Origin of the sequence: Noviherbaspirillum autotrophicum (assembly GCF_000818395.1) — a bacterium.
Lineage (GTDB): Bacteria > Pseudomonadota > Gammaproteobacteria > Burkholderiales > Burkholderiaceae_D > Noviherbaspirillum > Noviherbaspirillum autotrophicum.
On sequence record NZ_JWJG01000028.1, the window covers coordinates 2,095,779 to 2,117,619 of the forward strand.

Below are 21,841 nucleotides of genomic sequence, written 5' to 3' on the forward strand. Positions count from 1 at the left end.
GCATGCAAACCAATCTCGCTGATTTCATCAAGCATACCCGCGCCGGCGACGAAGCCGACGCGATTTTGCGCAAGTGCGTGCACTGCGGTTTTTGCACCGCGACGTGCCCGACCTATCAATTGCTCGGCGACGAACTGGACGGTCCGCGCGGACGCATCTACCTGATCAAGCAAGTCCTCGAAGGCAAGCCGGCCACCGAAAAGACGCTGGCGCACCTGGACCGCTGCCTGACCTGCCGCAATTGCGAATCGACCTGTCCGTCCGGCGTGCAGTATGGCCGCCTGGTCGACATCGGCCGCAAAATCGTCGAGGAGCAGGTGGCGCGCCCGCTGTCGCAGCGCATCGTGCGCACCGCGCTGAAGGAAGCCTTGCCGCGCAAATGGCTGTTTGCGCCAGCAATGAAAGCGGGGCAACTGATGCGCCCGCTGCTGCCCAAGGCCTTGCGCAACAAGGTGCCGGCAAAACAGCACGCCGGCGCCTGGCCGACGACGACCCATGCGCGCAAGATGCTGTTGCTCGACGGCTGCGTGCAGCCGTCCATGGCGCCCAACATCAATGCCGCCACCGCGCGCGTACTCGACGCGCTCGGCGTGCAGCTGGTCATTGCGGCCAAGGCCGGTTGCTGCGGCGCGATCCGCTATCACATGAACGACCAGGACGGCGGGCTTAACGACATGCGGCGCAATGTCGACGCCTGGTGGCCTTACGTTGAGGCTGGCGTGGAAGCGGTCGTGATGACGGCTTCCGGGTGCGGCGTGACGGTCAAGGAGTACGGCCACCTGCTCGCGCATGACCCGGCTTACGCCGACAGGGCCAGGCGCATTTCGGAACTGACGAAAGACTTGAGCGAAATCCTGCCGGCATTTGAAGCGGATCTGCAAAAGAAGCTGGCCGGGAAGATCAAGAAACGCGTGGCCTATCATCCGCCATGCACGCTGCAGCACGGCCAGCAGATTCGCGGCAAGGTCGAAGGCGTGCTGCGCGCGGTCGGCGTCGACGTGCAGCTGTGCGCCGACAGCCATTTGTGCTGCGGCTCGGCCGGCACGTATTCGGTGTTGCAGCCGGAACTGTCCTACCAGCTGCGCGACAGGAAGTTGGCCAATCTGGATGCGACGCAATCGGAGACGATCGTGTCGGCCAATATCGGTTGCATCACGCATTTGCAGTCGGGAACGGAAACGCCTGTGCAGCACTGGATCGAGCTGGTGGACAACGCCTTGGCGGCGGCATCCTGATACCCGTATTTCCATTTTTAATGTGAATGTCTGATATCTGGATCGGCAATTGGATTTATAACTGGTGCGTTTCTATACTGCCTTCAGGCAAGTCAGTCATGGAAAGGAAAGCATCATGTCTATCGTCCCCGTTGTCGTTGTTACCTCGCTGGCAGTGTTGGTCGTCGTTGAAGCCTATACGTTCGGCCTGTTGAAAGGAAAGGCGCGTCCGCAGACGAAATAAGCGGCAAAGCAGGCAGTCGTAACAGGGGCTGAGTTTGACGCAGCCCATCCTGCATGCGGCGCCGCCCGATACAGTCTAGTCTAGGTCATTGAAAGGACTTGGCGCCATGATTACGCGAATCTGGCGGGGCTGGACGACGGTGCGAAATGCCCCTGTTTACGAAAGCCTGCTGTTAAATGAAATCTTCCCCGGCATTGCCAAACGCGATGTGCCCGGCTATCGCGGCATTTCGCTGCTGCGCCGCGATGGCGACCATGAAGTCGAGTTTGCCACCATCATGTGGTTCGATTCGCTCGACGCGGTGCGCGCCTTCGCCGGCGACAATCACGAGATGGCAGTCGTCCCTCCCAAGGCACGCGCGCTGCTGTCGCGCTTCGATACCCACTCGGCCCACTACCACACCGTGGTTGCGCCGCCGCCGCTCGACGGCATGCAGGCCAGCGGGCCGCCCTGAGCCACTCTTGCACATTCCAAGGTCAGCCGCATGATCAACACCTTCGCTACCTTGCTCGTTTTCCAGACGCTCGGCGAGGGCCTGGCGTACGCACTTGCGTTGCCGGTGCCGGGACCGGTGATCGGCATGGTGCTGCTGTTTTGCTATCTGCTGGCAAAGCGCGGCGCGGTCGACAAGCTCGCGCCCACCACGCTGGAGTTTCTTAAGCATCTGTCGCTATTGTTCGTGCCTGCCGGCGTCGGCATCATGGTGCACGGGCAACGCGTCGCCGCCGAGTGGCTGCCGATTGCGGCGGCCCTCATGGTCAGCACCGCCGTGTCGCTGGTGGTCACGGCCTACGTATTGAAGTGGTTGCAGAAATGACGCCGGCGTTCAACCAGATCTGGGTCTACCTGTCGGCTTCGCCGCTGCTGTGGCTGACCGCCACCCTGCTGGCGTATCAACTCTCCTATGCGCTGTACGCCCGCAGCCGCTTCAATCCGCTGGTCAATCCGGTGGCCATCGCCGTGACACTGCTGGTGCTGGTCCTCAGCATCACCAACACTCCGTACCGCACCTATTTCGAGGGGGCGCAGTTCGTCCACTTCCTGCTCGGACCGGCCACGGTTGCACTGGCGATTCCGCTCTACCTGCAGCTGGAAAAACTCAAGCGCAACTGGTTTGCCCTACTCGCCAGCGTGCTGGTCGGCGGCGCATGCGCCATCGCTGTCGCCATGAGCGTGGCCTGGGCGCTCGGCGCATCGCCCGCCACCGTGCTGTCGATCGCCCCCAAGGCTGTCACCACGCCGATCGCAATGGGCGTAGCCGAAAAAATCGGCGGCCTGCCTTCGCTCACGGCCGTGCTGGTGATCCTGACCGGCATCCTCGGCGCGAGCACTGCGCGCTGGATTTTCAACCGGCTCAATATCAACGACCACAGCATCCGCGGCTTCGCGCTCGGCGTCACGTCGCACGGCATCGGCACCGCGCGCGCATTCCAGGTCAGCGAGGAGATGGGCGCCTTTTCCGGACTGGGCATGGGCATCTCGGGAGTGCTGACTGCCTTGCTGCTGCCGCTGGCGCTGAAGCTGTTCGGCGTGATTTAAGTGTCTTGCCGCTCGATGCGGGCGAACGCGGAGTGGTTGTGGATCGACTCGAAATTCTCCACTTCCACCGCATAGTTGGTGACCCGCAGATCCCGCTCCAGCGCGATGGCGACGTCGCGCACCAGGTCTTCGACGAACTTCGGGTTGTCGTAGGCGCGCTCGGTCACATACTTTTCGTCGGGGCGCTTGAGCAGGCCGTACACCTCGCACGACGCGCTTTGTTCCGCAATCGCCACCAGTTCCTCGATCGTCATCGCGGCAGCGAGTTCGGCTTCGATCGTGATGTGCGAGCGCTGGTTGTGCGCGCCATAGGCGGAAATCTCCTTGGAGCACGGGCACAGGCTGGTGGCGGCGACAACCACTTGCATCCAGGTACTCATCTTTCCATCGCGCGCGCGGCTGACCCTCCAGCAGGCATCCAGGTCGAGCAGGCTTTGCACGCCGGAGACCGGCGCAGTCTTGCGCACGAAATAGGGAAAGCGCATCTCGATCGTCCCGCTGGCGGCATCCAGCCGTTCCAGCATCTGCAGCAGCAGCGACGTGAAGCGCGGCAGGTCGAGCGGCGCAGCTTGCACCTCCAGCAGCTCGATAAAGCGTGACATGTGCGTGCCCTTGGCGGATGCCGCCAGGCCCACTGTCATCGAGAACGTGGCCACGGTCGGCATCTGCGCCTCGGCTGCGGCCAGCACCACCGGGTAGCGCACGCCCTTGATGCCCACGGCGTTGATGGGCATGTTGCGCGGATCGTGCTGGGACTGGATATCGGGTAAAAAAAGTCGTTCGGGAGCGTTCATCGTGATCCTCGTCGCGGGAGCGCGCCGGCGCGCTCCCCGTTTTTACTGGTCGGCGTTATTTGAATTTGTCCGGGAACTGTTTCGCGATGGCGCCAGCGAGTGCATCGGCAATCACGTACATGTGATTTTTCATCGCTTCCCAGGTCTGTGCTTCCTGTGCGTATTGCTTGGCGTGCAGCTGCTGGATTTGCTGCATGTGGTGTCCACCGTGCGCCACCAGCAAACCGCGCAGGGTATCAACCGGCAGGTTCGGATTGGCTCCGCCGAGGAAGACGGCAATCTCGTTCGCGTTGTCGGTGAGGCTTTTCTGAGCCGCATCCTGTTTGGCCTTGCTGTTGGCTACCGTCGCCTCGAGATACTGTTTGACTGCGCCATAGTGTCCGGCCAACAGCGAGAACATTTTGTCGGCGGCGGCCTTGCCATAGAACGGCTCGATGGCGGCGGCGATTTGCTTGGCATTGGCGACCACTTGGTTTTCATCGATTTTGGCGGCATCAGTGCGGCCGGCGAGCGTATCTTCGACGACATTGCGTACCCAGAACACGTGGCCGACCCACAAGTCGCGTAAGGCCATCGCCGTTTGCGCAACTTGCACGGATGCTAATGCTGGTTTGGCATCATGGGGGGCATGCTGTTGCGCATACGTCTCTCCAGTCGCTCCCAAGGCAAGCGCCAGCGCTCCGGATGCCAGGATGCTTCGTCTAATCGGTTTCATGGTCTACCTCCTTTTTCAGGTGATTGGGTAAGCAAAGAATAGATTATTAAAACAACTTTGTACAGTAATTTATGTTTTAAGTGTTTTAACCCAGGGGAGTGCGCTACAATGAATCCGTGTTGTGATTGGGGACAAAATGGGTAGTCTTCATCGCGGAAAGGATGAAAACATGCTGGAAATACTGGGCGCGCGACAAAAGGAATTGCTGAAGCTCTTGTTGAAGAACAAGGTCGGCATGACAGCCGATGAGTTGTCGGAGGGATTGAACATCACGCGCAACGCCGCGCGCCAGCATCTTGCGGCACTGGAAACCGATCGCCTAGTCGAGAAGGGCATCACCCGCCCCTCGGGCGGACGGCCGGAGCAGCTGTACCGCTTGACGGACAAGGGCCGCGAGCTATTCCCGCGGCACTATTCCTGGTTTGCCGAACTGTTGATCGAGTCGATCAAGGCGAGCGCGGGGGAGGATGGCTTGCGTGACCGCTTGCGCGAAATGGGAGCACAGGTGGCAAGCCAGTTGCGCAATCAGAATCCGGAGCTGACCACGCCGGAAGAAAAAGTGCAGAAGCTGTCGGACATCATGGAGCAGCTCGGCTACAACGCCAGCTACCATATCAACGCCGGCGAAGACCCGGTGATCGAAGCCGATAACTGCATCTTCCATCATCTGGCAGTGCACAACCAGGATGTCTGCCAGTTCGACCTGGAACTGATGGCCGCCTTTACCGGCAGCGCCGTGGAACACCAGGAATGCATGGCCCGGAATGGCAACGTCTGCCGCTTCCGGCTGCATGCGAAAGGCAAGTAGCCGGCCTTATTCCGCCAGCAGCTTCTCGATATCCCGCATCAATTCTTTCGGCGCGGTCTGCGGTGCGTAACGCTTGTACACCGTGCCATCCTTCTTCACCAGGAATTTGGTGAAATTCCACTTGATCATTTCAGAGCCCAGCAAGCCGGGTGCGGCGCTTTTCAGGTGCTTGTACAGAGGGTGTGCGTCATCGCCGTTGACGTCGATCTTCTCGAACAGCGGGAAGGTCACGCCGTAATTCCTTTCGCAGAAGGCGCCGATTTCGTCGGCCGTGCCCGGCTCCTGCGCGCCGAACTGATTGCACGGAAAACCGAGCACCTCGACACCCTTGTCCTTGAACTGCTGGTACACCTCTTCCAGCCCCTTGTATTGGGGCGTGAAACCGCAGTTGCTGGCGGTGTTCACAATCAGCAGGACCTTGCCGCGATATTGTTTCAGATCGACCGGCTTGCCGTCCAGGCTCCTGGCCTTGAAGTCGTAAACGCTCGTCATACAATCCCCAGATGTTCGGTGCCCTTGCTCAGATCGCGGTTATGGGCTTCCTTGCCGTGCAGTTTGATCGACAGACGCAGGTCATTGACCGAGTCGGCATTGCGCAATGCGTCTTCATACGAAATCTTGCCTGCTTCATACAGGTCGAACAGCGCTTGGTCGAAGGTCTGCATGCCGAGTTCGCGCGACTTCTTCATGATTTCCTTGATCTCGTGGACTTCGCCCTTGAAGATCAGGTCGGAAATCAGCGGCGAGTTCAGCATCACTTCTACCGCCGCGCAGCGCCCCTTGGTGTCCTTCAACGGAATCAGCCGCTGCGACACCATCGCCTTCAGGTTCAGCGACAAGTCCATCAGCAGCTGCCCGCGCCGTTCTTCCGGGAAGAAGTTGATGATGCGGTCGAGTGCCTGGTTGGAACTGTTCGCATGCAGGGTGGCCAGGCACAGGTGGCCGGTTTCCGCAAAAGATACGGCGTAATCCATCGTTTCGCGGTCGCGGATTTCGCCGATCAGGATCACGTCCGGCGCCTGGCGCAGCGTGTTTTTCAGCGCCGTGAACCAGTCGTCGGTATCGACGCCGACTTCGCGCTGGGTGACGATGCAGTTCTTGTGCGGATGCACGAATTCGATCGGGTCTTCGATCGTGATGATGTGACCATAGCTGTTTTCATTGCGGTAGCCGAGCATGCCGGCCAGCGTGGTCGACTTGCCCGAGCCGGTCGCGCCCACCATGATGACCAGTCCGCGCTTGGTCATGGCGACTTCCTTGAGTACGTTCGGCACGCCCAGGTCTTCGAGCTTCGGAATTTCGGTCGTGATGGTGCGCAGAACCATGCCGACCCTGCCTTGCTGGATGAACGCCGATACGCGGAAGCGCCCCAGGCCGCCGGGGCTGATCGCGAAATTGCATTCCTTGGTCGCCTCGAATTCGGCTGCCTGCTTGTCGTTCATGATGGCGCGCGCCAGCTCGACCGTATGCGTGGCCGACAGCGGCTGGTTCGACACCGGCGTCATCTTGCCGTCGATCTTGAACGCGGGCGGAAAATCCGCGGTGATGAAGAGGTCGGAGCCGTTCTTGCTGACCATCAGGCGCAGCAAGTCGTTCATGAATTTTGTGGCCTGATCGCGTTCCATGTGAAGTCCTTGATGAAGCGAGCTCTATTTTATCCGGGGAAGTTTTCCGGTGTCTTTGCGGCAGCTCGTGCCGTCGCCGCGGAAATCACATTACGGCGTACCAAATCGGTCAGATTCTGGTCCAGCGTCTGCATGCCGACATTGCTGCCGGTCTGGATCGCGGAATACATCTGCGCAACTTTTGCTTCCCGGATCAGGTTGCGGATCGCCGGGGTGCCGAGCATGATTTCATGTGCCGCGACGCGGCCGCTGCCATCCTTGGTCTTGAGCAGCGTCTGCGAAATCACCGCCTGCAGGGACTCCGACAGCATCGCGCGCACCATTTCCTTTTCTTCCGCCGGGAATACGTCGACGATACGGTCGATGGTTTTCGCCGCCGACGAAGTATGCAGGGTGCCAAACACCAGATGGCCGGTTTCAGCCGCCGTCAATGCGAGGCGGATGGTTTCCAGGTCGCGCAATTCGCCGACCAGGATCGCGTCCGGGTCTTCGCGCAGCGCCGAGCGCAAGGCGTTGTTGAACGACATCGTATGCGGGCCGACTTCGCGCTGGTTGATCAGGCATTTCTTCGATTCATGCACGAATTCGATCGGATCTTCCACCGTCAGGATGTGCGCGTATTCGGTTTCGTTCAGATGATTGATCATTGCCGCCAGCGTGGTCGACTTACCGGAGCCGGTCGGCCCCGTCACCAACACCAAACCACGCGGCTTCAATGCGAGGTCGGCAAAGATTTTGGGCGCATTCAGCTGTTCCAGCGTCAGCACCTTGGAGGGGATGGTACGCAGCACGGCCGCCGCACCGCGGTCCTGGTTGAATGCGTTGACACGAAAGCGCGCCAGGCCGGGGATCGCGAATGAAAAGTCGCATTCCAGCATTTCTTCGTACGCCTTGCGCTGGCCGTCGTTCATGATGTCATAAATCATGCCGTGCACATCGCGATGCTCCAGCGGCGGCAGATTGATCCTGCGCACGTCGCCATGCACGCGGATCATCGGCGGCAGGCCCGACGAGAGATGCAAGTCGGACGCATTATTCTTGACGGCAAAAGCGAGGAGTTCGGAGATGTCCATTTATAATCCCAGGGGGTGGCAAAGCGCCAATGATGAAGGCTGGAAGTTGCACTAAGTCAATAGATTATGTCCTCAATTTCTCATAACTTGCAAGCCGTGACAGCGCGTATCGACGCCGCCTGTCGCGCGGCGTTGCGCAATCCGCAAACGGTCACGCTGCTAGCCGTGTCCAAGACGTTCGGGCCGGAAGCGGTGATCGAGGCTGCGGACGCAGGACAGCGCGCCTTCGGCGAGAACTACTTGCAGGAAGCGCTGGACAAGATGGCGTCAATTCGCGCTTCCCGGCCTGACTTGTTGTTGGAGTGGCATTTCATCGGCCCGATCCAGAGTAACAAGACGCGTCCGATCGCCGAGCATTTCGATTGGGTGCACTCGGTGGACCGGGAAAAGATCGCGCAGCGGCTTTCCGAGCAGCGTCCGGCGCATTTGCCGCCATTGAATATCTGCTTGCAGGTCAATATCAGCGGAGAAGAAAGCAAGAGCGGGGTGGCGCCGGAGCAGCTTGGGCCATTGGCGAATACGGTATCCATGCTGCCGCGCCTGGCGCTGCGCGGGTTGATGGCCATTCCCGAGGCTGCCGAAGACATGGACAAGCAGCACGCACCGTTGCGACGGCTGCGGCAGTTGTGCGACTCCTTGCGCGAACAAGGATTGGCACTCGACACGCTGTCGATGGGCATGTCGGCCGATCTGGAAGCGGCCATCGCCGAGGGCGCCACCATCGTACGGATTGGAACGGCAATTTTTGGAAAACGAGACTATGCAAAGTGAAATGAAAAACGCGCTGAAAATCGCCTTCGTAGGCGGCGGCAACATGGCGGCAGCATTAATCGGCGGCTTGGCCGGCAAGCTCACCGACGGCGCCAACATCCACGTCGTCGATATCAATGCCGACACGCTGCAAAAATTGCAGGCGCAGTTCGGCGTGACCACGGCCCAGGAAATCGGCGCGGCGATCGCGCCCTGCGATGTGGTCGTGCTGGCGGTCAAGCCGCAGCAAATGAAGGAAGTGGTCGCCAAGCTGCGGCCGCATGTGTCGAAGCAGCTCATCCTGTCGATTGCCGCCGGCATCCGTGCCGTCGACCTGTCGCGCTGGCTGAACGGCTATAACGCCATCGTGCGCACCATGCCCAACACGCCGGCCCTGATCGGCAAGGGCATCACCGGCATGGTGGCCACCGCCGGCGTATCGGATCAGCAGCGCATGGCGGCAGACGCCATCATGCGCGCGGTGGGCGCGACCGTCTGGCTGGACGACGAAACCCTGATCGACCCGGTGACCGCCGTCTCCGGCAGCGGCCCGGCCTATGTGTTCTATTTCATTGAAGCCATGCAGCAGGCGGCGCAGGAAATGGGGCTGACGGCCGAGCAGGGTACCCAGCTGGCGATTGCGACTTTCGTCGGTGCGGCGCAGCTGGCGGCGCAGTCGCCTGACCCGGTTTCGGTCTTGCGCGAGCGCGTGACGTCGAAGGGCGGCACGACCTATGCCGCGTTGACCAGCATGGAGTCTGGCGGCGTCAGGGATGCAATCGTCAAGGCGATGAAAGCCGCCGCCGCCCGCGGCAAGGAACTGGGTGAGGAATTCGGGTGCGACTAAGGCCTCGCGCAACGGATTCCTGGGCAACGCCTAACCGGGCTTGCCGCGGCGCGCAGTAGGCAACGCCTGTGCACGAGGCTCGGCCAGCGAGATGTCGGCGTAGTGCGGCCCGCTGACGATGGTAACGGGCGGCGACGCGGATGGCGCTGACTGCAACAGTGGCGCCGCATGCCGCAACAGACGCAGACTGGCTGTGCCGAGCCGCAGGAATGACGAGATCCGGTGCGGACGGATCGCCAGCACACCGAGCGCAACAGTGGCGAGCCAGCCGGGATGCTGTCTGACCCGGCCCAGGATGCGCATGCCGATATTTACCGATGCCAGCGTGTACACAATCGGTTGCACTTGCATCGCGAGTTCGGCGCGCTGCATATTGCTTTCGGCAATCAGCAATTGCCTGCGCCAGGCAAGCATCTCGGCGCGTGTCTTCATGTTCGCGGCTGCAACATCTCGGTGTCGCGCGTCAGTTCCGTCATCGTGTGCGTGAGCAGTTTCGGCTTGCCGCGATAGCGGCTGCGCACGCGCAGGCCGATCATCGCTGCCGATAACGCAAACAGCACCGTCAGCGCCAGCAGCACGCCGGTCCGGTTGGACTCCCAGTACAGTACGACGATGAGCATGGTTCCAAGCAGGATCGCCACGCCGGCGCAGAACATGGCGGCCATCGACATCAGCAGGTAGGAAAAATAGCGCAGCGATTCTTCCTCGACTTCGGTCGCGACCAGTTCGACGCGCGTCTGTGCGATGGCAAGCAGGGTGGCGGCAAGGCGCGCTACCGATTCGGCAATCATCATGGAGTTATCTGCGGCCGAGCCACATGCCCAATACCAGCCCTGCCAGCGCGCCGACGCTAACCGATTGCCACGGGTGTTCCTGCACGTATTGATTGGTGTTGGCGAGCGCTTCGCGGCTGTTTGCAAAGACGTTGCCTTGCAACGAGGTCAACCCGCTCTTGGCGTTGCTGACGGTGGATTCGAACTTGGCGCGGGCCGCTTGGTAACCTACATCGACTTGCTGCCCCGAACTTCTCAGTAATTCTTCCGCGTCCTTGATGACCAGCTTCAGGTCGTTGACCAGTCTGTTGCGTACATCTGTGCCTTGCTGGGTCGTGTCCATGCGTGCTCCGTCCTGTTGTTCAAGCTTCTTTGCAGTGTAGGGAACAGGGCGGGGCTCATTTTGTGCGGTGTCAAACTACCGCCGGGCATAGCGGGCGCAGGATTAGCGCAACGCGTAGTCGAGTGCGATGCCGGCGAATACGGCCGCGCCGAGCCAGTTGTTATGGCGAAAAGCGGCGAAACAACGCATACGGTCGCGCTCCCGGATCAGGGTGTAGTGATACAGCGCGCAGGCGGCGGCCACTATCAGGCCGGCGAGGAACCAGCCGCGCAACCCGTATTGCCATCCCACCACCAGCATGATCGCAAACGACACCGCGTAGCAGAGCATGACTGCGGCCACATCGAAGCGGCCGAAGGTGATCGCCGAGGTCTTGATGCCGATTTTCAAGTCATCGTCGCGGTCGACCATCGCATACTCGGTGTCGTAGGCGACTGCCCAGAAGATATTGCCGATCAAGAGCAGCCAGGCTGCTGGCGGCACGTTGTCCTGCACCGCCGCGAATGCCATCGGAATGCCGAAGCCGAAGGCAATGCCAAGATATGCCTGCGGAATCGCGAAGAAGCGCTTGAAGTATGGATAGCTTGCCGCGATCAGCACTGCCGCCACCGACATTTCCTTGGTCAACGTATTGAGCGGCAGGATCAGCGCAAACGCGGCCAGGGCCAGCACCGCCGCGACCATGAGAGCTTCCCCTGCAGAAATCTTTCCACTGGTGATGGGACGTTCGGCGGTGCGCTTGACGTGCTTGTCGAAATCGCGGTCAGCGTAATCATTGATAGCGCAACCGGCCGAGCGCATCAGCACCGTGCCCACTGTAAAGATGAGCACCAGTTTCCAGTCGGGGCTGCCTTTGGAGGCAAGCCATAAGGCAGCCAGCGTCGGCCACAGCAAAAGCAGGCTGCCGATCGGTTTGTCGAGACGAATCAGGCGGAAATAGAGAGCAAGACGGTTCATGGCGGATCAGGTCAATGGTCAGGCACAGGCAGGCGTCTGTCGCGTGCATTGGTCATGGCACGGCGCATTATAGGCGCCCGCAGGCACGGGGTCAGGCTTCGGCGGTTTCCGCGTCGTGCAGCATGGTCGCACCATGCAGGTCGCACGACAGTACCGCCTGGCGAATCGCTTCGATGGCGGGCCGGCGCGTAAAGCTCTTGCGCCACGCAAGCACCACCCGGCGCGATGGCGCCGGCTCGGCAAACGGCACATAGCGCAGCATGCCATCCTTCGCATGCATGTCCGGCACCGACGCCTGCGGCAGGACGGTGATGCCGATTCCGGAAGCGACCATATGCCGGATGGTTTCCAGCGACGAGCCTTCGAAGGTGCGCGCGATGCCGTCGCCGCTGGTCGAAAAGCGCGACATCTCCGGGCACACTTCCAGCACTTGGTCGCGGAAACAGTGGCCGGTGCCGAGCAGCAGCATGGTTTCCGATTTCAGCTCCTCGGCGCGGATCGACGCGCGCTCGGCCCATGCATGGTGCTTGGGCAGCGCCACGACGAACGGCTCGTCGTACAGCGGCTGCACCATCAAACCTTGATCGGCGAATGGTAAGGCCATGATCGCCGCATCCAGTTCGCCTTGGCGCAGCAGTTCGATCAGGCGCACCGTGAAATTTTCCTGCAGCACCAGCGGCATCTGCGGCACGCGCTCGATCATGGTCTTGACCAGCGGCGGCAACAGATAGGGGGCGATGGTGTAGATCACGCCCAGGCGCAAGGGACCTGCCAGCGGGTCCTTGTTCTGCTTGGCGATTTCCTTGATCGCAGCCGTCTGCTCCAGCACGCGCTCGGCCTGTGCGACGATTTGCGCGCCGAGCGGCGTCATTGAGATTTCGCTGCCGCCGCGCTCGAAAATCACTACGCCGAGCTCATCCTCCAGCTTCTTGATTGCGACCGACAGGGTCGGCTGGGCCACAAAACAGGCTTCCGCGGCATGGCCGAAATGTTTTTCACGGGCGACAGCGACGATGTATTTGAGTTCCGTAAGAGTCATAAGGGTCCGCTCGATTTCGGTCCGCCAGGGAACGGTCTTGTCGAAAAACCAATCGATGGCCGGCTTGTCATCGCCATAGTATAAAGACTGCGTGGAAAATGGGGAAAATGCCTGCGGACCGCGATGTCGGTTGCCTTAAACCTTCAAAAACTCTTCGCGCCCGCCCAGCCAGCGCGCCAGATGCGCCTCCACCGTCGCCGGGTCGTCGCGCAGCAGCCCGTGCGCCACGTCGCGCGCTTTTTCCACCAGCCATTGATCGGTCTGTAGGTCGGCGAAGCGCAGCATTGCCTGCCCCGACTGGCGCGCGCCGAGAAATTCGCCCGGGCCGCGGATTTCCAGGTCGCGCCGCGCGATCTCGAAGCCGTCGGTGGTTTCACGCATCGTCATCAGGCGCTGCCGCGCAACCGGCCCCAGCGGGCTTTGGTAGAGCAGCAGGCAAACGCTGGCCGCCGAGCCTCGCCCGACGCGCCCGCGCAACTGATGCAGCTGTGACAGGCCGAAGCGCTCCGCATGTTCGATCACCATCAGCGAGGCGTTCGGCACGTCCACGCCGACTTCGATCACCGTGGTGGCCACCAGCACATGGACTTCCCCGCGCGAAAAGCCGTCCATCACGATCTGCTTTTCGGCCGGCTTCATGCGCCCGTGCACCAGTCCCACCTGTAGGTCGGGCAAGGCTGCGGCCAGCGTCGCATGGGTTTCGGTCGCGGTCTGCAACTGCAAGGCTTCCGATTCCTCGATCAACGGGCAGACCCAGTACACCTGCCGCCCCTCCTGCGCAGCCGCGTGCACGCGCTCGATGACTTCGTCGCGCCGGTTCTGGTCGACCACGCGCGTGACGATCGGAGTGCGTCCCGGCGGCAGCTCGTCGATCACTGATACTTCCAGATCGGCGTAGTACGTCATCGCCAGCGTGCGCGGAATCGGCGTGGCCGACATCATCAGCTGGTGCGGCACGGTCTGCTGATGGAACAGGTTGTCGCCTTCCAGCCCCTTGTTGCGCAGCGCCAGACGCTGGCCGACGCCGAAGCGGTGCTGTTCGTCGACGATCACCAGGCCGAGCTTGGCGAATTCGACGCCTTCCTGGATCAGCGCATGGGTGCCGATCACGAGCTGCGCCGCGCCGGATTCGATCATTGCCTGCGCTTCGGTCTTTTCCTTTTTCCGCAGGCTGCCGCTCAGCCAGGCCACTTTCACACCCAGCGGCTCCATCCACTGCGCGATCTTGCGGAAATGCTGCTCGGCCAGGATCTCGGTCGGTGCCATCAGGGCCGCCTGAAAGCCGCTGTCGATGGCCTGCGCGGCGGCGAGCGCCGCCACCACCGTCTTGCCGCTGCCGACGTCACCCTGCAGCAGGCGCTGCATCGGGAACGACTGGCGCAGGTCGGCGCGGATTTCCTGCAGCACCCGCTGCTGTGCGCCAGTCAGCTGAAACGGCAGATGCGCCGCGAACGCGCCGGAGAGATCGCCGACCACCGGCAGGGCAGCCGCTCCCTTGGCGCGGCGCGCCTCCTGCGCGCGCTTGAGTGACAGCTGCTGGGCCAGCAATTCGTCGAACTTCATGCGCGTCCAGGCGGGGTGGGAGCGCTCCATCAAGGCGTTTTCGTCGATATCCGGCGGCGGATTGTGCAGCAGCTTCACCGACGCTTCGAACGGCGCAAGCTTCAGTTGCTCCAGCAAGGCCGGCGACAGCGTGTCGCGCCAGTCCACGCGCTTCAAGGCATTGGCGATCGCCTTGCGCAGGTAGGTTTGGGACAAGCCTTCGCCGGCGGGGTAGACGGGCGTGAGGGCGGTCGGCAGCGGATCGCCTTCGTCGACGGCCTTGTAGGCTGGATGCACCATCTCGGCGCCGAAAAAACCGTGCCGCACCTCGCCGCGCGCGCGTACTCGCGTGCCCACGGCGAGTTGCTTGGTCTGGCTGCCGTAGAAATTCAGGAAGCGCATGACAAGCGTGCCGGAGTCGTCGGCGATCGTCACCACCAGCTGCCGGCGCGGCCGGTACTGGATGTCGCATTCGGTTACCACGCCTTCGACCTGCGCCGGGCTGCCCGCGATGAAGGCGGCTTGCCGGATTGGCACGATCTTGGTTTCGTCTTCGTAGCGCAGCGGCAGGTGCAGCACCAGGTCCATGTCCGAGCGCAGGCCGAGCTTGGCGAGCTTGTTCTCGCTGGCGCTGGCTTTGGTGGTGGCTGGGGAGGCAGGCTTGCGCTTGGTTGCTGGCATATCGGGCCGAAATGGGCGGCAGGACGGTAAAATAGCGGGTTTAACCAGCCTGAGCGTAATGTGCCTGCCATTGTAGGGCAAAGTTATCAAAAATGGCGGCGTCTTGCCAGCGCCGCCGGCCGCCGATGACTGTTGCCCCCCGCAAGCGGCGCTCTCGCTCCCCAGTTGCCTACAGCATGTACTCGCTTTCCGATTTCGATTTCGACCTGCCGCAAGAATTGATTGCGCAATTGCCGCTGCCGCAACGCAGCGCATCCCGCCTGCTGCACGTGGATGGCGACGCGCTGGTGGACCGCGCGTTCGCCGATCTGGTCGGGCTGCTTGCGCCTGGCGACCTGTTGGTGTTCAACGATACGCGCGTGCTGAAGGCGCGCTTCTTCGGCGTGAAGGAAACCGGCGGCAAGGTTGAGGTGCTGGTGGAGCGCGTGCTCGACAACCGAACCGTGCATGCCCAGGTGCGCGCATCCAAGTCGCCGCAGGCCGGCAGCAGAATCCGCCTGTCGGATGCATTCGATGTCGTGGTCGGCGAACGCGCCGGCGAATTCTATACATTGCAATTCCCGTCCGACGTGTTCGACCTGATCGAAGCGCATGGGCGCTTGCCGCTGCCGCCCTATATCGAACATGCGGCCGACGACTTCGACGAGCAGCGCTACCAGACCGTCTACGCGAAACAGCCGGGCGCGGTCGCGGCACCCACTGCCGGCCTGCACTTCGACCAGCCGTTGCTCGATGCCTTGCGCGACAAGGGCGTGCAGTTTGCCTACGTGACGCTGCACGTGGGCGCCGGCACTTTCCAGCCGGTGCGCGTCGAGAACCTGGCCGAGCACAAGATGCACAGCGAGTGGTATACCATTCTGCCGGAGACGGTCGATGCGGTGCGTGCGGCGAAAGACGGTGGCGGCAATGTGATCGCGGTCGGCACGACCAGCATGCGGGCGCTGGAATCGGCGTCGCAGTCGGGCCGGCTGCAGGCCGGCAGCGGCGACACGTCGCTGTTCATTACGCCCGGCTACGTCTTCAAGACGGTCGATCGCCTGATCACCAACTTCCATTTGCCGAAATCGACCCTATTAATGCTGGTTTCCGCGTTCGCCGGCTACCAGCGCATCCGTACCGCCTACGCGCACGCCATCGAAAAGCGCTACCGCTTCTTCAGCTATGGCGATGCGATGCTTTTAACAAATACTTCATGCTAAATTTCAAACTCATCAAAACCGACGGCCACGCCCGTCGCGGCCGCCTGACGCTCAATCACGGCGTGGTCGAAACGCCGATCTTCATGCCGGTCGGTACCTACGGTTCGGTCAAGGCGATGTCGCCGCTCGAATTGCACGACATCGATGCGCAAATCATCCTCGGCAATACCTTCCACCTGTGGCTGCGGCCGGGCCTGGACGTGATTAGCAAATTCGACGGCCTGCACCGCTTCATCGGCTGGAACAAGCCGGTGCTGACCGACTCTGGCGGCTTTCAGGTGTTCTCCCTGGGTGCCATGCGCAAGATCACGGAAGAGGGCGTCAAGTTCGCCTCGCCGATCAATGGCGACAAGCTGTTCTTGTCGCCCGAGATCTCGATGCAAATCCAGCGCGTGCTCAATTCCGACATCGTGATGCAGTTCGACGAGTGCACGCCGTACGAGATCGAAGGCCGTCCCGCGACAGAAGCGGAAGCGGCAAAGTCGATGCGCATGTCGCTGCGCTGGGCCAAGCGCTCGCGCGACGAATTCGACAGGGGCGAGAATCCGAACGCGCTGTTCGGCATCGTGCAGGGCGGCATGTTCGAGCACCTGCGCGACGAGTCGCTGGCCGGCCTGCAGGAAATCGGCTTCGGGGGCATCGCCATTGGCGGTCTGTCGGTGGGCGAGCCAAAGGAGGACATGATGCGCGTGCTGGCGCACGTCGGCCCGCGCCTGCCGGCCGACAAGCCGCATTACCTGATGGGCGTGGGCACGCCGGAAGACCTAGTGGCCGGTGTGGCCAACGGTGTCGACATGTTCGATTGCGTAATGCCGACCCGGAACGCGCGCAACGGCTGGCTTTTCACCCGTTTCGGCGACCTCAAGATCAAGAATGCGCGCTACAAGGATGACGAAAAGCCGCTCGATGAGACGTGCGAATGCTATGCCTGCCGCAATTTTTCGCGCGCCTACCTGTATCACCTGCACCGCGCCGGCGAAATCCTCGGTGCACGCTTGAATACCATCCACAACCTGCACTATTACCTGCAACTGATGCGCGAAATGCGCGCTGCAATCGACAACGATCGTTTCCAGGCATTTGTCGTGCAATTTCATGCCGATCGGGCGCGCGGCGTGTAACTGGCATGCGGCAGCCAGGAGCATGCTGGCTACCCAGTTTTTCCGGCCTTAATTCAAGGCAAATAATATGGCTTCCGCGGTTTTGCGATAAGGTCAGGAAACCGTGTGACGAATGCTAGAATGCCGGGTTATTCATCACAAAAATTGGAGTAGAACGTGTTTATTTCTAACGCCTATGCACAAACCGCGGCAGGCGCCGAAGGCAGCCTGATGAGCTTTTTGCCGATCATCCTGATGTTTGTCGTACTGTACTTCTTGATGATCCGTCCGCAAATGAAGCGTCAGAAAGAACAGAAATCGATGATGGACGCGCTCACCAAGGGCGATGAAGTGGTCACTGCCGGCGGCATGTTGGGCAAGGTGACCAAGGTGACCGACGCATATGTGACGGTGGAAATCGCCAACGGCACGGAAGTCGTGGTGCAAAAAGCTGCCGTTTCCACGTTGTTGCCAAAAGGCACTATCAAATCGCTGTAATTGGGTCGGACCGGAATCCCAACTCATGCCGGTCCGTTGATACACCCGATCTCCAAGCTGAATCGCTATGAACCGTTATCCTCTCTGGAAATATATTGTCATTGCCGTTGCGCTGATCCTCGGCGCGCTGTACACGGCGCCGAATTTCTTCGGTGAATCGCCTGCGGTACAAATCAGCAGTGCCAAAGCCACCGTCAAGGTCGATCCGGCCATGATGGACCGCGTCGAGCAGCTGCTGCAGAAGGGCGGCCTGAAGCCTGGCAGCGTGCAGTACGATGTCGCCGGCACCCAGGGCTCGATACGCGCGCGCTTTGCCGATCCTGACACCCAGTTCAGGGCCAAGGCCTTGCTGGAGCACGAATTGAACACCGATGCGGCGGACCCGACCTATATCGTGGCATTCAATCTGCTGCCGAATACGCCGCAGTGGCTGCAAAGCATCCATGCATTGCCGATGTACCTCGGCCTCGACTTGCGCGGCGGCGTGCATTTCCTGATGCAGGTCGATACCAAGGCGGTCTTGAACAAGCGCCTGCAAGGGCTGCAAACCAGCGTCCGCACCATGTTGCGCGACAAGAACGTGCGTCATTCCGGCATCAGCCGCAACGGCGATGCCATCGAGATCCGCTTCCGCGATGCCGACACGCTTGCCAAAGGTAAGGAAGTTCTTGCGTCGCAACTGTCCGAAGTGGCGCTGACTGAAGCGGCCGACGGCGCCGACCTGAAGCTGGTGGCGACCATGAAGCCGCAGGCGCTGACCCAGACCGTGGAAAACGCGGTGCAGCAAAACATCACCACGCTCTCCAAGCGCGTCAACGAACTCGGCGTGGCCGAGCCGGTGATCCAGCGTCAGGGCGCGGACCGCATCGTGGTGCAGTTGCCCGGCGTGCAGGATGTGTCGCGCGCCAAAGACATCATCGGCCGTACCGCGACCCTGGAAGTGCGCATGGTCGACGAGACTGTCACGCGCGGCACCGAGGAAACCGCCGCGGTGCCGTTCGGCTCCGAACTGTTCAAGGTCGGCAAGGGTGCACCGGTAGTGCTGTACAAGGACCCTGTTATTACCGGCGACTACATCTCCAATGCAACGGCGAGCTTCGACCAGAATCAGCAGCCGGCGGTCGGCATCGATCTGAACGGCGACGGCGGCCGCAAGATGCGCGAAGCAACGCGCGACAAGATCGGCAAGCTGATGGCCATCGTACTGTTCGAGAAGGGCAAGGGCGAAGTGCTGACGGTGGCAACCATCCGCGACGAGCTCGGCGCGCGCTTCCAGATCACCGGCATGGGCACGCCCGAGGCGGCCAATGACTTGGCGCTGCTGCTGCGCGCAGGCTCCCTGGCTGCGCCGATGGAAATCATCGAGGAACGCACCATCGGCCCGCAACTCGGCGCCGACAACATCAGGAAAGGCTTCGATTCGACGCTGTACGGCTTTGGCGCAATCGCGGCGTTCATGATGCTGTACTACATGCTGTTCGGCTTTTTCAGCGTGCTGGCCTTGGGCACCAACCTGCTGTTACTGGTGGCCTTGCTGTCGGGCCTGCAGGCCACGCTGACGCTGCCGGGTATGGCGGCCATTGCGCTGGCGCTTGGCATGGCGATCGACTCGAACGTGCTGATCAATGAACGCATCCGCGAAGAACTGCGCGCCGGGAACACGCCGCAGGCGGCAATCGCGGCCGGCTTCGAGCGGGCGTGGGCAACCATCCTCGACTCGAACGTGACGACCCTGATTGTGGGTATTGCGCTGTATGCGTTCGGTTCCGGCCCGATCCGCGGCTTTGCCGTGGTGCACGTGCTGGGCATTCTGACGTCGATGTTCTCCGCCGTGTTCGTTTCGCGCGGGGTGGTCAATCTGTGGTACGGCCGCCGCAAGAAGCTGGCGTCGGTATCGATCGGCCAGATCTGGAAATCGGGCCAGGCTTAAGGAACGCTTCTCCCCCTGCCTGGGGGAGAACAGAGAAACCGAATAACAGGATTCGACATGGAATTTTTCCGCATCAAAAAAGATATTCCTTTCATGCGCCACGCGCTGGTGTTCAACGTGATCTCAGCGCTCACCTTTGTCGCCGCGGTGTTCTTCCTGTGGCATAAGGGCCTGCACTTGTCGATCGAGTTCACCGGCGGCACCGTGATGGAGGTGACTTACCCGCGTGCGGCTAACGTGGAAGGCATCCGCAAGTCGGTTGAAGGACTGGGCTTTTCCGACGTCCAGGTGCAAAGCTTCGGCCGCGCGCAGGATGTGATGATCCGCCTACCGGTGCAAAAGGGCTCCACCTCGGCGCAGCTGAGCGAAAAGGTGATGTCGACCCTGAAGACGCAGGACGCCGATGTCGAATTGCGGCGTGTCGAATTCGTCGGCCCGCAAGTCGGTGAAGAACTGGCGCACGACGGCCTGTCGGCACTGGCGATGGTGGTGATTGGCGTGATGATCTACCTTGCGGTGCGCTTCGAGTGGAAGTACGCTGTAGCAGCTATCATCGCCAACCTGCACGACGTGGTGATCATTCTCGGCTTCTTCGCGTTCTTCCAGTGGGAGTTTTCGCTGTCGGTGCTGGCTGGTGTGCTGGCCGTGCTCGGCTATTCGGTCAACGAATCGGTGGTGATCTTCGATCGTATCCGCGAAAACTTCCGCAAGCTGCGCAAGGCGTCGGTGACCGAAGTAATCAACAACGCGATCACCAGCACCATGTCGCGTACCGTGATCACCCACGGCTGCACCCAGATGATGGTGTTGTCGATGCTGCTCTTGGGCGGCCCGACGCTGCACAACTTCGCTCTGGCGCTGACGATTGGCATTTTGTTCGGCATTTACTCGTCGGTGTTCGTCGCCGCCGCCGTTGCCATGTGGCTGGGCGTCAAGCGCGAAGACTTGATCAAGCCGGTCAAGGACAAGGATGCCGCCGATGGCGCAGTGGTATAACGTTACGAACTGCAATGAAAATGCCGGCTCATGAGCCGGCATTTTTTTATCCAAGTGTGCGATTAGGTGCCCACGTTGCCGGTGATCGCTTCCAGACGGCTTTTCAGCTTCGCCAGCTCCCTGTCCAGTGCAGCAAAATCCTGTTCCTCGAAGTTCAGGAAAGGCTGCTTGCAGAATTGGATATGCGGCACAAACACGCGCTCAAACTCTGCTTTGCCTTGTTCGGTCAGCTGCACGATCATGCAGCGCCGATCATCCGGATTGGTGGTGCGCTTGACGAGGCCTTTGGCCTCAAGCCGGTCGATCACGCCCGTCAGCGTTCCCTTTGTGATCAGGGTTTTTTCACCGAGCTCCTTGCAGGACATACCCTCGGTATTGCCAAGCGTGGCGATGATGTCGAATTGCGCGAGGGTCAGTCCCATGGTGCGCACATGGGCATCCGAGATTTGCTCGAATGCGTGATAGCACTCCGCCAGCAGGCGGATGCTGCGCAAATACCGTTCTCTCGCCATGTCATTCTTTACGTTGCGTGGATCATAAAAAAGCCGGCACACACTGTGGCCGGCTTTGTGCTGCGAGGTCGGCCGCTTAGTTGGCTTTCACTGCTTCGACCTGAATCGCCAGCGTCACATCCGGCGAGAAGCCCATCGGCACCCCGTAGTTCAGGCCGAAATCGGTGCGCTTGAATTCGGCAGTCGCATCGGCGCCGCACACTTCGCGCTTGAGCATCGGATGCATGATGCATTTGAACTTGTTGATTGCCAGTTTCACCGGCTTGGTCACGCCCAGCATGGTCAGGTCGCCTTCGACCGCCACCGGCTTGTCACCCTCAAACACGACCGACTTGCTCTTGTAGGTCACGGTCGGGAATTGCTCGACGTTGAACATGTCCTTCGACTTCGCGTGCTCGTTCATCTTGGCGTGGCCGAAATCGACCGAACCGGCATCGATAGCGATGTCGACAGAACCCTTCTTGGCGGCGCGATCGAGATTGATGGTGCCGCTGGTTTTAGTGAACTTGCCGCGCCAGACCGAGATGCCCATGTGGTCGGCTTCGAAGCTCGGGTAGGTGTGATTCGGCTCGATGGTGTAGGTCTGGGCGAACGCGGACGCAGCGCTGGCGGCGATGACGGCGGCGACGAGGTGCTTGAATTGCATGAAAACTCCTTGGTTG

Annotated in this window: 25 protein-coding genes; 12 read left to right on the forward strand and 13 right to left on the reverse strand. The window is 61.1% G+C overall.

What is annotated here, in order from left to right:
- Positions 1-2 precede the first annotated feature (2 nt).
- The 4 genes from glcF to TSA66_RS10955 all read left to right on the forward strand — a co-directional run bounded on the left by glcF (position 3) and on the right by TSA66_RS10955 (position 2,997).
- On the forward strand, positions 3-1,235 hold the full coding sequence (gene glcF / locus TSA66_RS10940; protein WP_040040042.1) for a glycolate oxidase subunit GlcF: 1,233 nt from the start codon (positions 3-5) through the stop codon (positions 1,233-1,235).
- 329 nt (positions 1,236-1,564) lie between these two features.
- Positions 1,565-1,912, forward strand: a complete 348-nt coding sequence (locus TSA66_RS10945) for a hypothetical protein (RefSeq protein WP_040040043.1) — start codon at positions 1,565-1,567, stop codon at positions 1,910-1,912.
- Positions 1,913-1,942: 30 nt separating this feature from the next.
- Entirely contained in the window at positions 1,943-2,275 is a 333-nt protein-coding gene (locus TSA66_RS10950) for a CidA/LrgA family protein (protein ID WP_040040044.1), read from the forward strand.
- Positions 2,272-2,997: an LrgB family protein gene (locus TSA66_RS10955; protein ID WP_040040045.1), complete on the forward strand. Its 726-nt coding sequence runs from the start codon at positions 2,272-2,274 to the stop codon at positions 2,995-2,997. The genes TSA66_RS10950 and TSA66_RS10955 overlap by 4 nt, the downstream gene beginning before the upstream one ends.
- Here the strand turns inward: TSA66_RS10955 and folE2 are convergent.
- Both folE2 and TSA66_RS10965 read right to left on the reverse strand, forming a co-directional pair.
- Positions 2,994-3,791 (reverse strand): GTP cyclohydrolase FolE2, encoded by a 798-nt coding sequence (gene folE2 / locus TSA66_RS10960; protein ID WP_040040046.1) that lies wholly within the window; start codon positions 3,789-3,791, stop codon positions 2,994-2,996. The two genes, TSA66_RS10955 and folE2, sit on opposite strands and share 4 nt — an antisense overlap.
- Positions 3,792-3,846: 55 nt before the next feature.
- Positions 3,847-4,506 (reverse strand): hypothetical protein, encoded by a 660-nt coding sequence (locus TSA66_RS10965; protein WP_040040047.1) that lies wholly within the window; start codon positions 4,504-4,506, stop codon positions 3,847-3,849.
- A gap of 169 nt (positions 4,507-4,675) precedes the next feature.
- Between TSA66_RS10965 and TSA66_RS10970 the strand changes: the two genes are divergently transcribed.
- Positions 4,676-5,314, forward strand: a complete 639-nt coding sequence (locus TSA66_RS10970; RefSeq protein ID WP_040040048.1) for a helix-turn-helix transcriptional regulator — start codon at positions 4,676-4,678, stop codon at positions 5,312-5,314.
- Between the two features lie 6 nt (positions 5,315-5,320).
- On the opposite strand, the gene TSA66_RS10975 is transcribed toward TSA66_RS10970, so the two are convergent.
- From TSA66_RS10975 to TSA66_RS10985, 3 genes are read right to left on the reverse strand one after another with little or no spacing between them, the layout of a single operon-like run.
- Positions 5,321-5,806, reverse strand: coding sequence for a glutathione peroxidase (locus TSA66_RS10975; protein WP_040040049.1), 486 nt, complete (start codon positions 5,804-5,806; stop codon positions 5,321-5,323).
- Positions 5,803-6,939 (reverse strand): PilT/PilU family type 4a pilus ATPase, encoded by a 1,137-nt coding sequence (locus TSA66_RS10980; RefSeq protein WP_040040050.1) that lies wholly within the window; start codon positions 6,937-6,939, stop codon positions 5,803-5,805. The genes TSA66_RS10975 and TSA66_RS10980 overlap by 4 nt, the downstream gene beginning before the upstream one ends.
- 29 nt (positions 6,940-6,968) lie before the next feature.
- On the reverse strand, positions 6,969-8,012 hold the full coding sequence (locus TSA66_RS10985; protein WP_040040051.1) for a type IV pilus twitching motility protein PilT: 1,044 nt from the start codon (positions 8,010-8,012) through the stop codon (positions 6,969-6,971).
- Positions 8,013-8,078: 66 nt separating this feature from the next.
- Between TSA66_RS10985 and TSA66_RS10990 the strand changes: the two genes are divergently transcribed.
- Both TSA66_RS10990 and proC read left to right on the forward strand, forming a co-directional pair.
- Positions 8,079-8,783, forward strand: a complete 705-nt coding sequence (locus tag TSA66_RS10990) for a YggS family pyridoxal phosphate-dependent enzyme (RefSeq protein WP_040040052.1) — start codon at positions 8,079-8,081, stop codon at positions 8,781-8,783.
- A 1-nt stretch (position 8,784) separates the two neighbouring features.
- Positions 8,785-9,609 (forward strand): pyrroline-5-carboxylate reductase, encoded by an 825-nt coding sequence (gene proC / locus TSA66_RS10995; protein WP_040040053.1) that lies wholly within the window; start codon positions 8,785-8,787, stop codon positions 9,607-9,609.
- A 30-nt stretch (positions 9,610-9,639) separates the two neighbouring features.
- On the opposite strand, the gene TSA66_RS11000 is transcribed toward proC, so the two are convergent.
- From TSA66_RS11000 to recG, 6 genes are all read right to left on the reverse strand, one after another.
- A complete protein-coding gene (locus tag TSA66_RS11000) occupies positions 9,640-10,041 on the reverse strand; it encodes a YqjK family protein (RefSeq protein WP_040040054.1) in 402 nt (133 codons plus the stop codon).
- Entirely contained in the window at positions 10,038-10,403 is a 366-nt protein-coding gene (locus TSA66_RS11005; protein ID WP_040040055.1) for a phage holin family protein, read from the reverse strand. The genes TSA66_RS11000 and TSA66_RS11005 overlap by 4 nt, the downstream gene beginning before the upstream one ends.
- A gap of 4 nt (positions 10,404-10,407) precedes the next feature.
- A complete protein-coding gene (locus TSA66_RS11010) occupies positions 10,408-10,725 on the reverse strand; it encodes a DUF883 family protein (protein WP_040040056.1) in 318 nt (105 codons plus the stop codon).
- A gap of 102 nt (positions 10,726-10,827) precedes the next feature.
- Positions 10,828-11,682 carry a 4-hydroxybenzoate octaprenyltransferase gene (gene ubiA / locus TSA66_RS11015; protein ID WP_040040057.1) on the reverse strand — a complete coding sequence of 285 codons (855 nt, stop codon included), beginning with the start codon at positions 11,680-11,682 and terminating at the stop codon, positions 10,828-10,830.
- A gap of 91 nt (positions 11,683-11,773) precedes the next feature.
- Entirely contained in the window at positions 11,774-12,721 is a 948-nt protein-coding gene (locus tag TSA66_RS11020) for a hydrogen peroxide-inducible genes activator (RefSeq protein WP_040040058.1), read from the reverse strand.
- 135 nt (positions 12,722-12,856) lie between these two features.
- Positions 12,857-14,944, reverse strand: a complete 2,088-nt coding sequence (gene recG, locus TSA66_RS11025) for an ATP-dependent DNA helicase RecG (protein ID WP_040040059.1) — start codon at positions 14,942-14,944, stop codon at positions 12,857-12,859.
- Positions 14,945-15,120: 176 nt separating this feature from the next.
- On the opposite strand from recG, the gene queA reads away from it, so the two are divergent.
- From queA to secF, 5 genes are all read left to right on the forward strand, one after another.
- On the forward strand, positions 15,121-16,143 hold the full coding sequence (gene queA / locus TSA66_RS11030; RefSeq protein ID WP_040040060.1) for a tRNA preQ1(34) S-adenosylmethionine ribosyltransferase-isomerase QueA: 1,023 nt from the start codon (positions 15,121-15,123) through the stop codon (positions 16,141-16,143).
- Positions 16,137-17,264 (forward strand): tRNA guanosine(34) transglycosylase Tgt, encoded by a 1,128-nt coding sequence (gene tgt, locus TSA66_RS11035; protein ID WP_040040061.1) that lies wholly within the window; start codon positions 16,137-16,139, stop codon positions 17,262-17,264. Before queA ends, tgt begins: the two co-directional genes overlap by 7 nt.
- A gap of 210 nt (positions 17,265-17,474) precedes the next feature.
- Positions 17,475-17,741, forward strand: coding sequence for a preprotein translocase subunit YajC (gene yajC / locus TSA66_RS11040; RefSeq protein ID WP_052452649.1), 267 nt, complete (start codon positions 17,475-17,477; stop codon positions 17,739-17,741).
- 67 nt (positions 17,742-17,808) lie between these two features.
- Positions 17,809-19,671, forward strand: coding sequence for a protein translocase subunit SecD (gene secD, locus TSA66_RS11045; protein WP_040040063.1), 1,863 nt, complete (start codon positions 17,809-17,811; stop codon positions 19,669-19,671).
- A gap of 57 nt (positions 19,672-19,728) precedes the next feature.
- Positions 19,729-20,667, forward strand: coding sequence for a protein translocase subunit SecF (gene secF / locus TSA66_RS11050; RefSeq protein ID WP_040040064.1), 939 nt, complete (start codon positions 19,729-19,731; stop codon positions 20,665-20,667).
- Between the two features lie 62 nt (positions 20,668-20,729).
- Here secF and TSA66_RS11055 read toward each other — a convergent pair whose 3' ends face one another.
- Both TSA66_RS11055 and TSA66_RS11060 read right to left on the reverse strand, forming a co-directional pair.
- Positions 20,730-21,179: a MarR family winged helix-turn-helix transcriptional regulator gene (locus tag TSA66_RS11055; protein ID WP_040040065.1), complete on the reverse strand. Its 450-nt coding sequence runs from the start codon at positions 21,177-21,179 to the stop codon at positions 20,730-20,732.
- A 76-nt stretch (positions 21,180-21,255) separates the two neighbouring features.
- Complete coding sequence (locus tag TSA66_RS11060; RefSeq protein ID WP_040040066.1) at positions 21,256-21,825, reverse strand: YceI family protein; 570 nt, start codon at positions 21,823-21,825, stop codon at positions 21,256-21,258.
- Positions 21,826-21,841: the final 16 nt, after the last annotated feature.

Coding starts and splice junctions, on each gene's coding strand:
- yajC (WP_052452649.1), top strand. CDS start 17,475: ATGAGCTTTTTGCCGATCATCCTGATGTTTGTCGTACTGTACTTCTTG.
- TSA66_RS10975 (WP_040040049.1), bottom strand. CDS start 5,806: ATGACGAGCGTTTACGACTTCAAGGCCAGGAGCCTGGACGGCAAGCCG.
- ubiA (WP_040040057.1), bottom strand. CDS start 11,682: ATGAACCGTCTTGCTCTCTATTTCCGCCTGATTCGTCTCGACAAACCG.
- TSA66_RS10970 (WP_040040048.1), top strand. CDS start 4,676: ATGCTGGAAATACTGGGCGCGCGACAAAAGGAATTGCTGAAGCTCTTG.
- TSA66_RS10965 (WP_040040047.1), bottom strand. CDS start 4,506: ATGAAACCGATTAGACGAAGCATCCTGGCATCCGGAGCGCTGGCGCTT.
- TSA66_RS11020 (WP_040040058.1), bottom strand. CDS start 12,721: ATGACTCTTACGGAACTCAAATACATCGTCGCTGTCGCCCGTGAAAAA.
- folE2 (WP_040040046.1), bottom strand. CDS start 3,791: ATGAACGCTCCCGAACGACTTTTTTTACCCGATATCCAGTCCCAGCAC.
- TSA66_RS11055 (WP_040040065.1), bottom strand. CDS start 21,179: ATGGCGAGAGAACGGTATTTGCGCAGCATCCGCCTGCTGGCGGAGTGC.
- TSA66_RS11005 (WP_040040055.1), bottom strand. CDS start 10,403: ATGATGATTGCCGAATCGGTAGCGCGCCTTGCCGCCACCCTGCTTGCC.
- TSA66_RS10955 (WP_040040045.1), top strand. CDS start 2,272: ATGACGCCGGCGTTCAACCAGATCTGGGTCTACCTGTCGGCTTCGCCG.
- glcF (WP_040040042.1), top strand. CDS start 3: ATGCAAACCAATCTCGCTGATTTCATCAAGCATACCCGCGCCGGCGAC.
- TSA66_RS11000 (WP_040040054.1), bottom strand. CDS start 10,041: ATGAAGACACGCGCCGAGATGCTTGCCTGGCGCAGGCAATTGCTGATT.
- TSA66_RS10990 (WP_040040052.1), top strand. CDS start 8,079: ATGTCCTCAATTTCTCATAACTTGCAAGCCGTGACAGCGCGTATCGAC.
- TSA66_RS11060 (WP_040040066.1), bottom strand. CDS start 21,825: ATGCAATTCAAGCACCTCGTCGCCGCCGTCATCGCCGCCAGCGCTGCG.
- tgt (WP_040040061.1), top strand. CDS start 16,137: ATGCTAAATTTCAAACTCATCAAAACCGACGGCCACGCCCGTCGCGGC.
- secD (WP_040040063.1), top strand. CDS start 17,809: ATGAACCGTTATCCTCTCTGGAAATATATTGTCATTGCCGTTGCGCTG.
- TSA66_RS10950 (WP_040040044.1), top strand. CDS start 1,943: ATGATCAACACCTTCGCTACCTTGCTCGTTTTCCAGACGCTCGGCGAG.
- TSA66_RS11010 (WP_040040056.1), bottom strand. CDS start 10,725: ATGGACACGACCCAGCAAGGCACAGATGTACGCAACAGACTGGTCAAC.
- queA (WP_040040060.1), top strand. CDS start 15,121: ATGTACTCGCTTTCCGATTTCGATTTCGACCTGCCGCAAGAATTGATT.
- TSA66_RS10985 (WP_040040051.1), bottom strand. CDS start 8,012: ATGGACATCTCCGAACTCCTCGCTTTTGCCGTCAAGAATAATGCGTCC.
- recG (WP_040040059.1), bottom strand. CDS start 14,944: ATGCCAGCAACCAAGCGCAAGCCTGCCTCCCCAGCCACCACCAAAGCC.
- secF (WP_040040064.1), top strand. CDS start 19,729: ATGGAATTTTTCCGCATCAAAAAAGATATTCCTTTCATGCGCCACGCG.
- TSA66_RS10980 (WP_040040050.1), bottom strand. CDS start 6,939: ATGGAACGCGATCAGGCCACAAAATTCATGAACGACTTGCTGCGCCTG.
- proC (WP_040040053.1), top strand. CDS start 8,785: ATGAAAAACGCGCTGAAAATCGCCTTCGTAGGCGGCGGCAACATGGCG.
- TSA66_RS10945 (WP_040040043.1), top strand. CDS start 1,565: ATGATTACGCGAATCTGGCGGGGCTGGACGACGGTGCGAAATGCCCCT.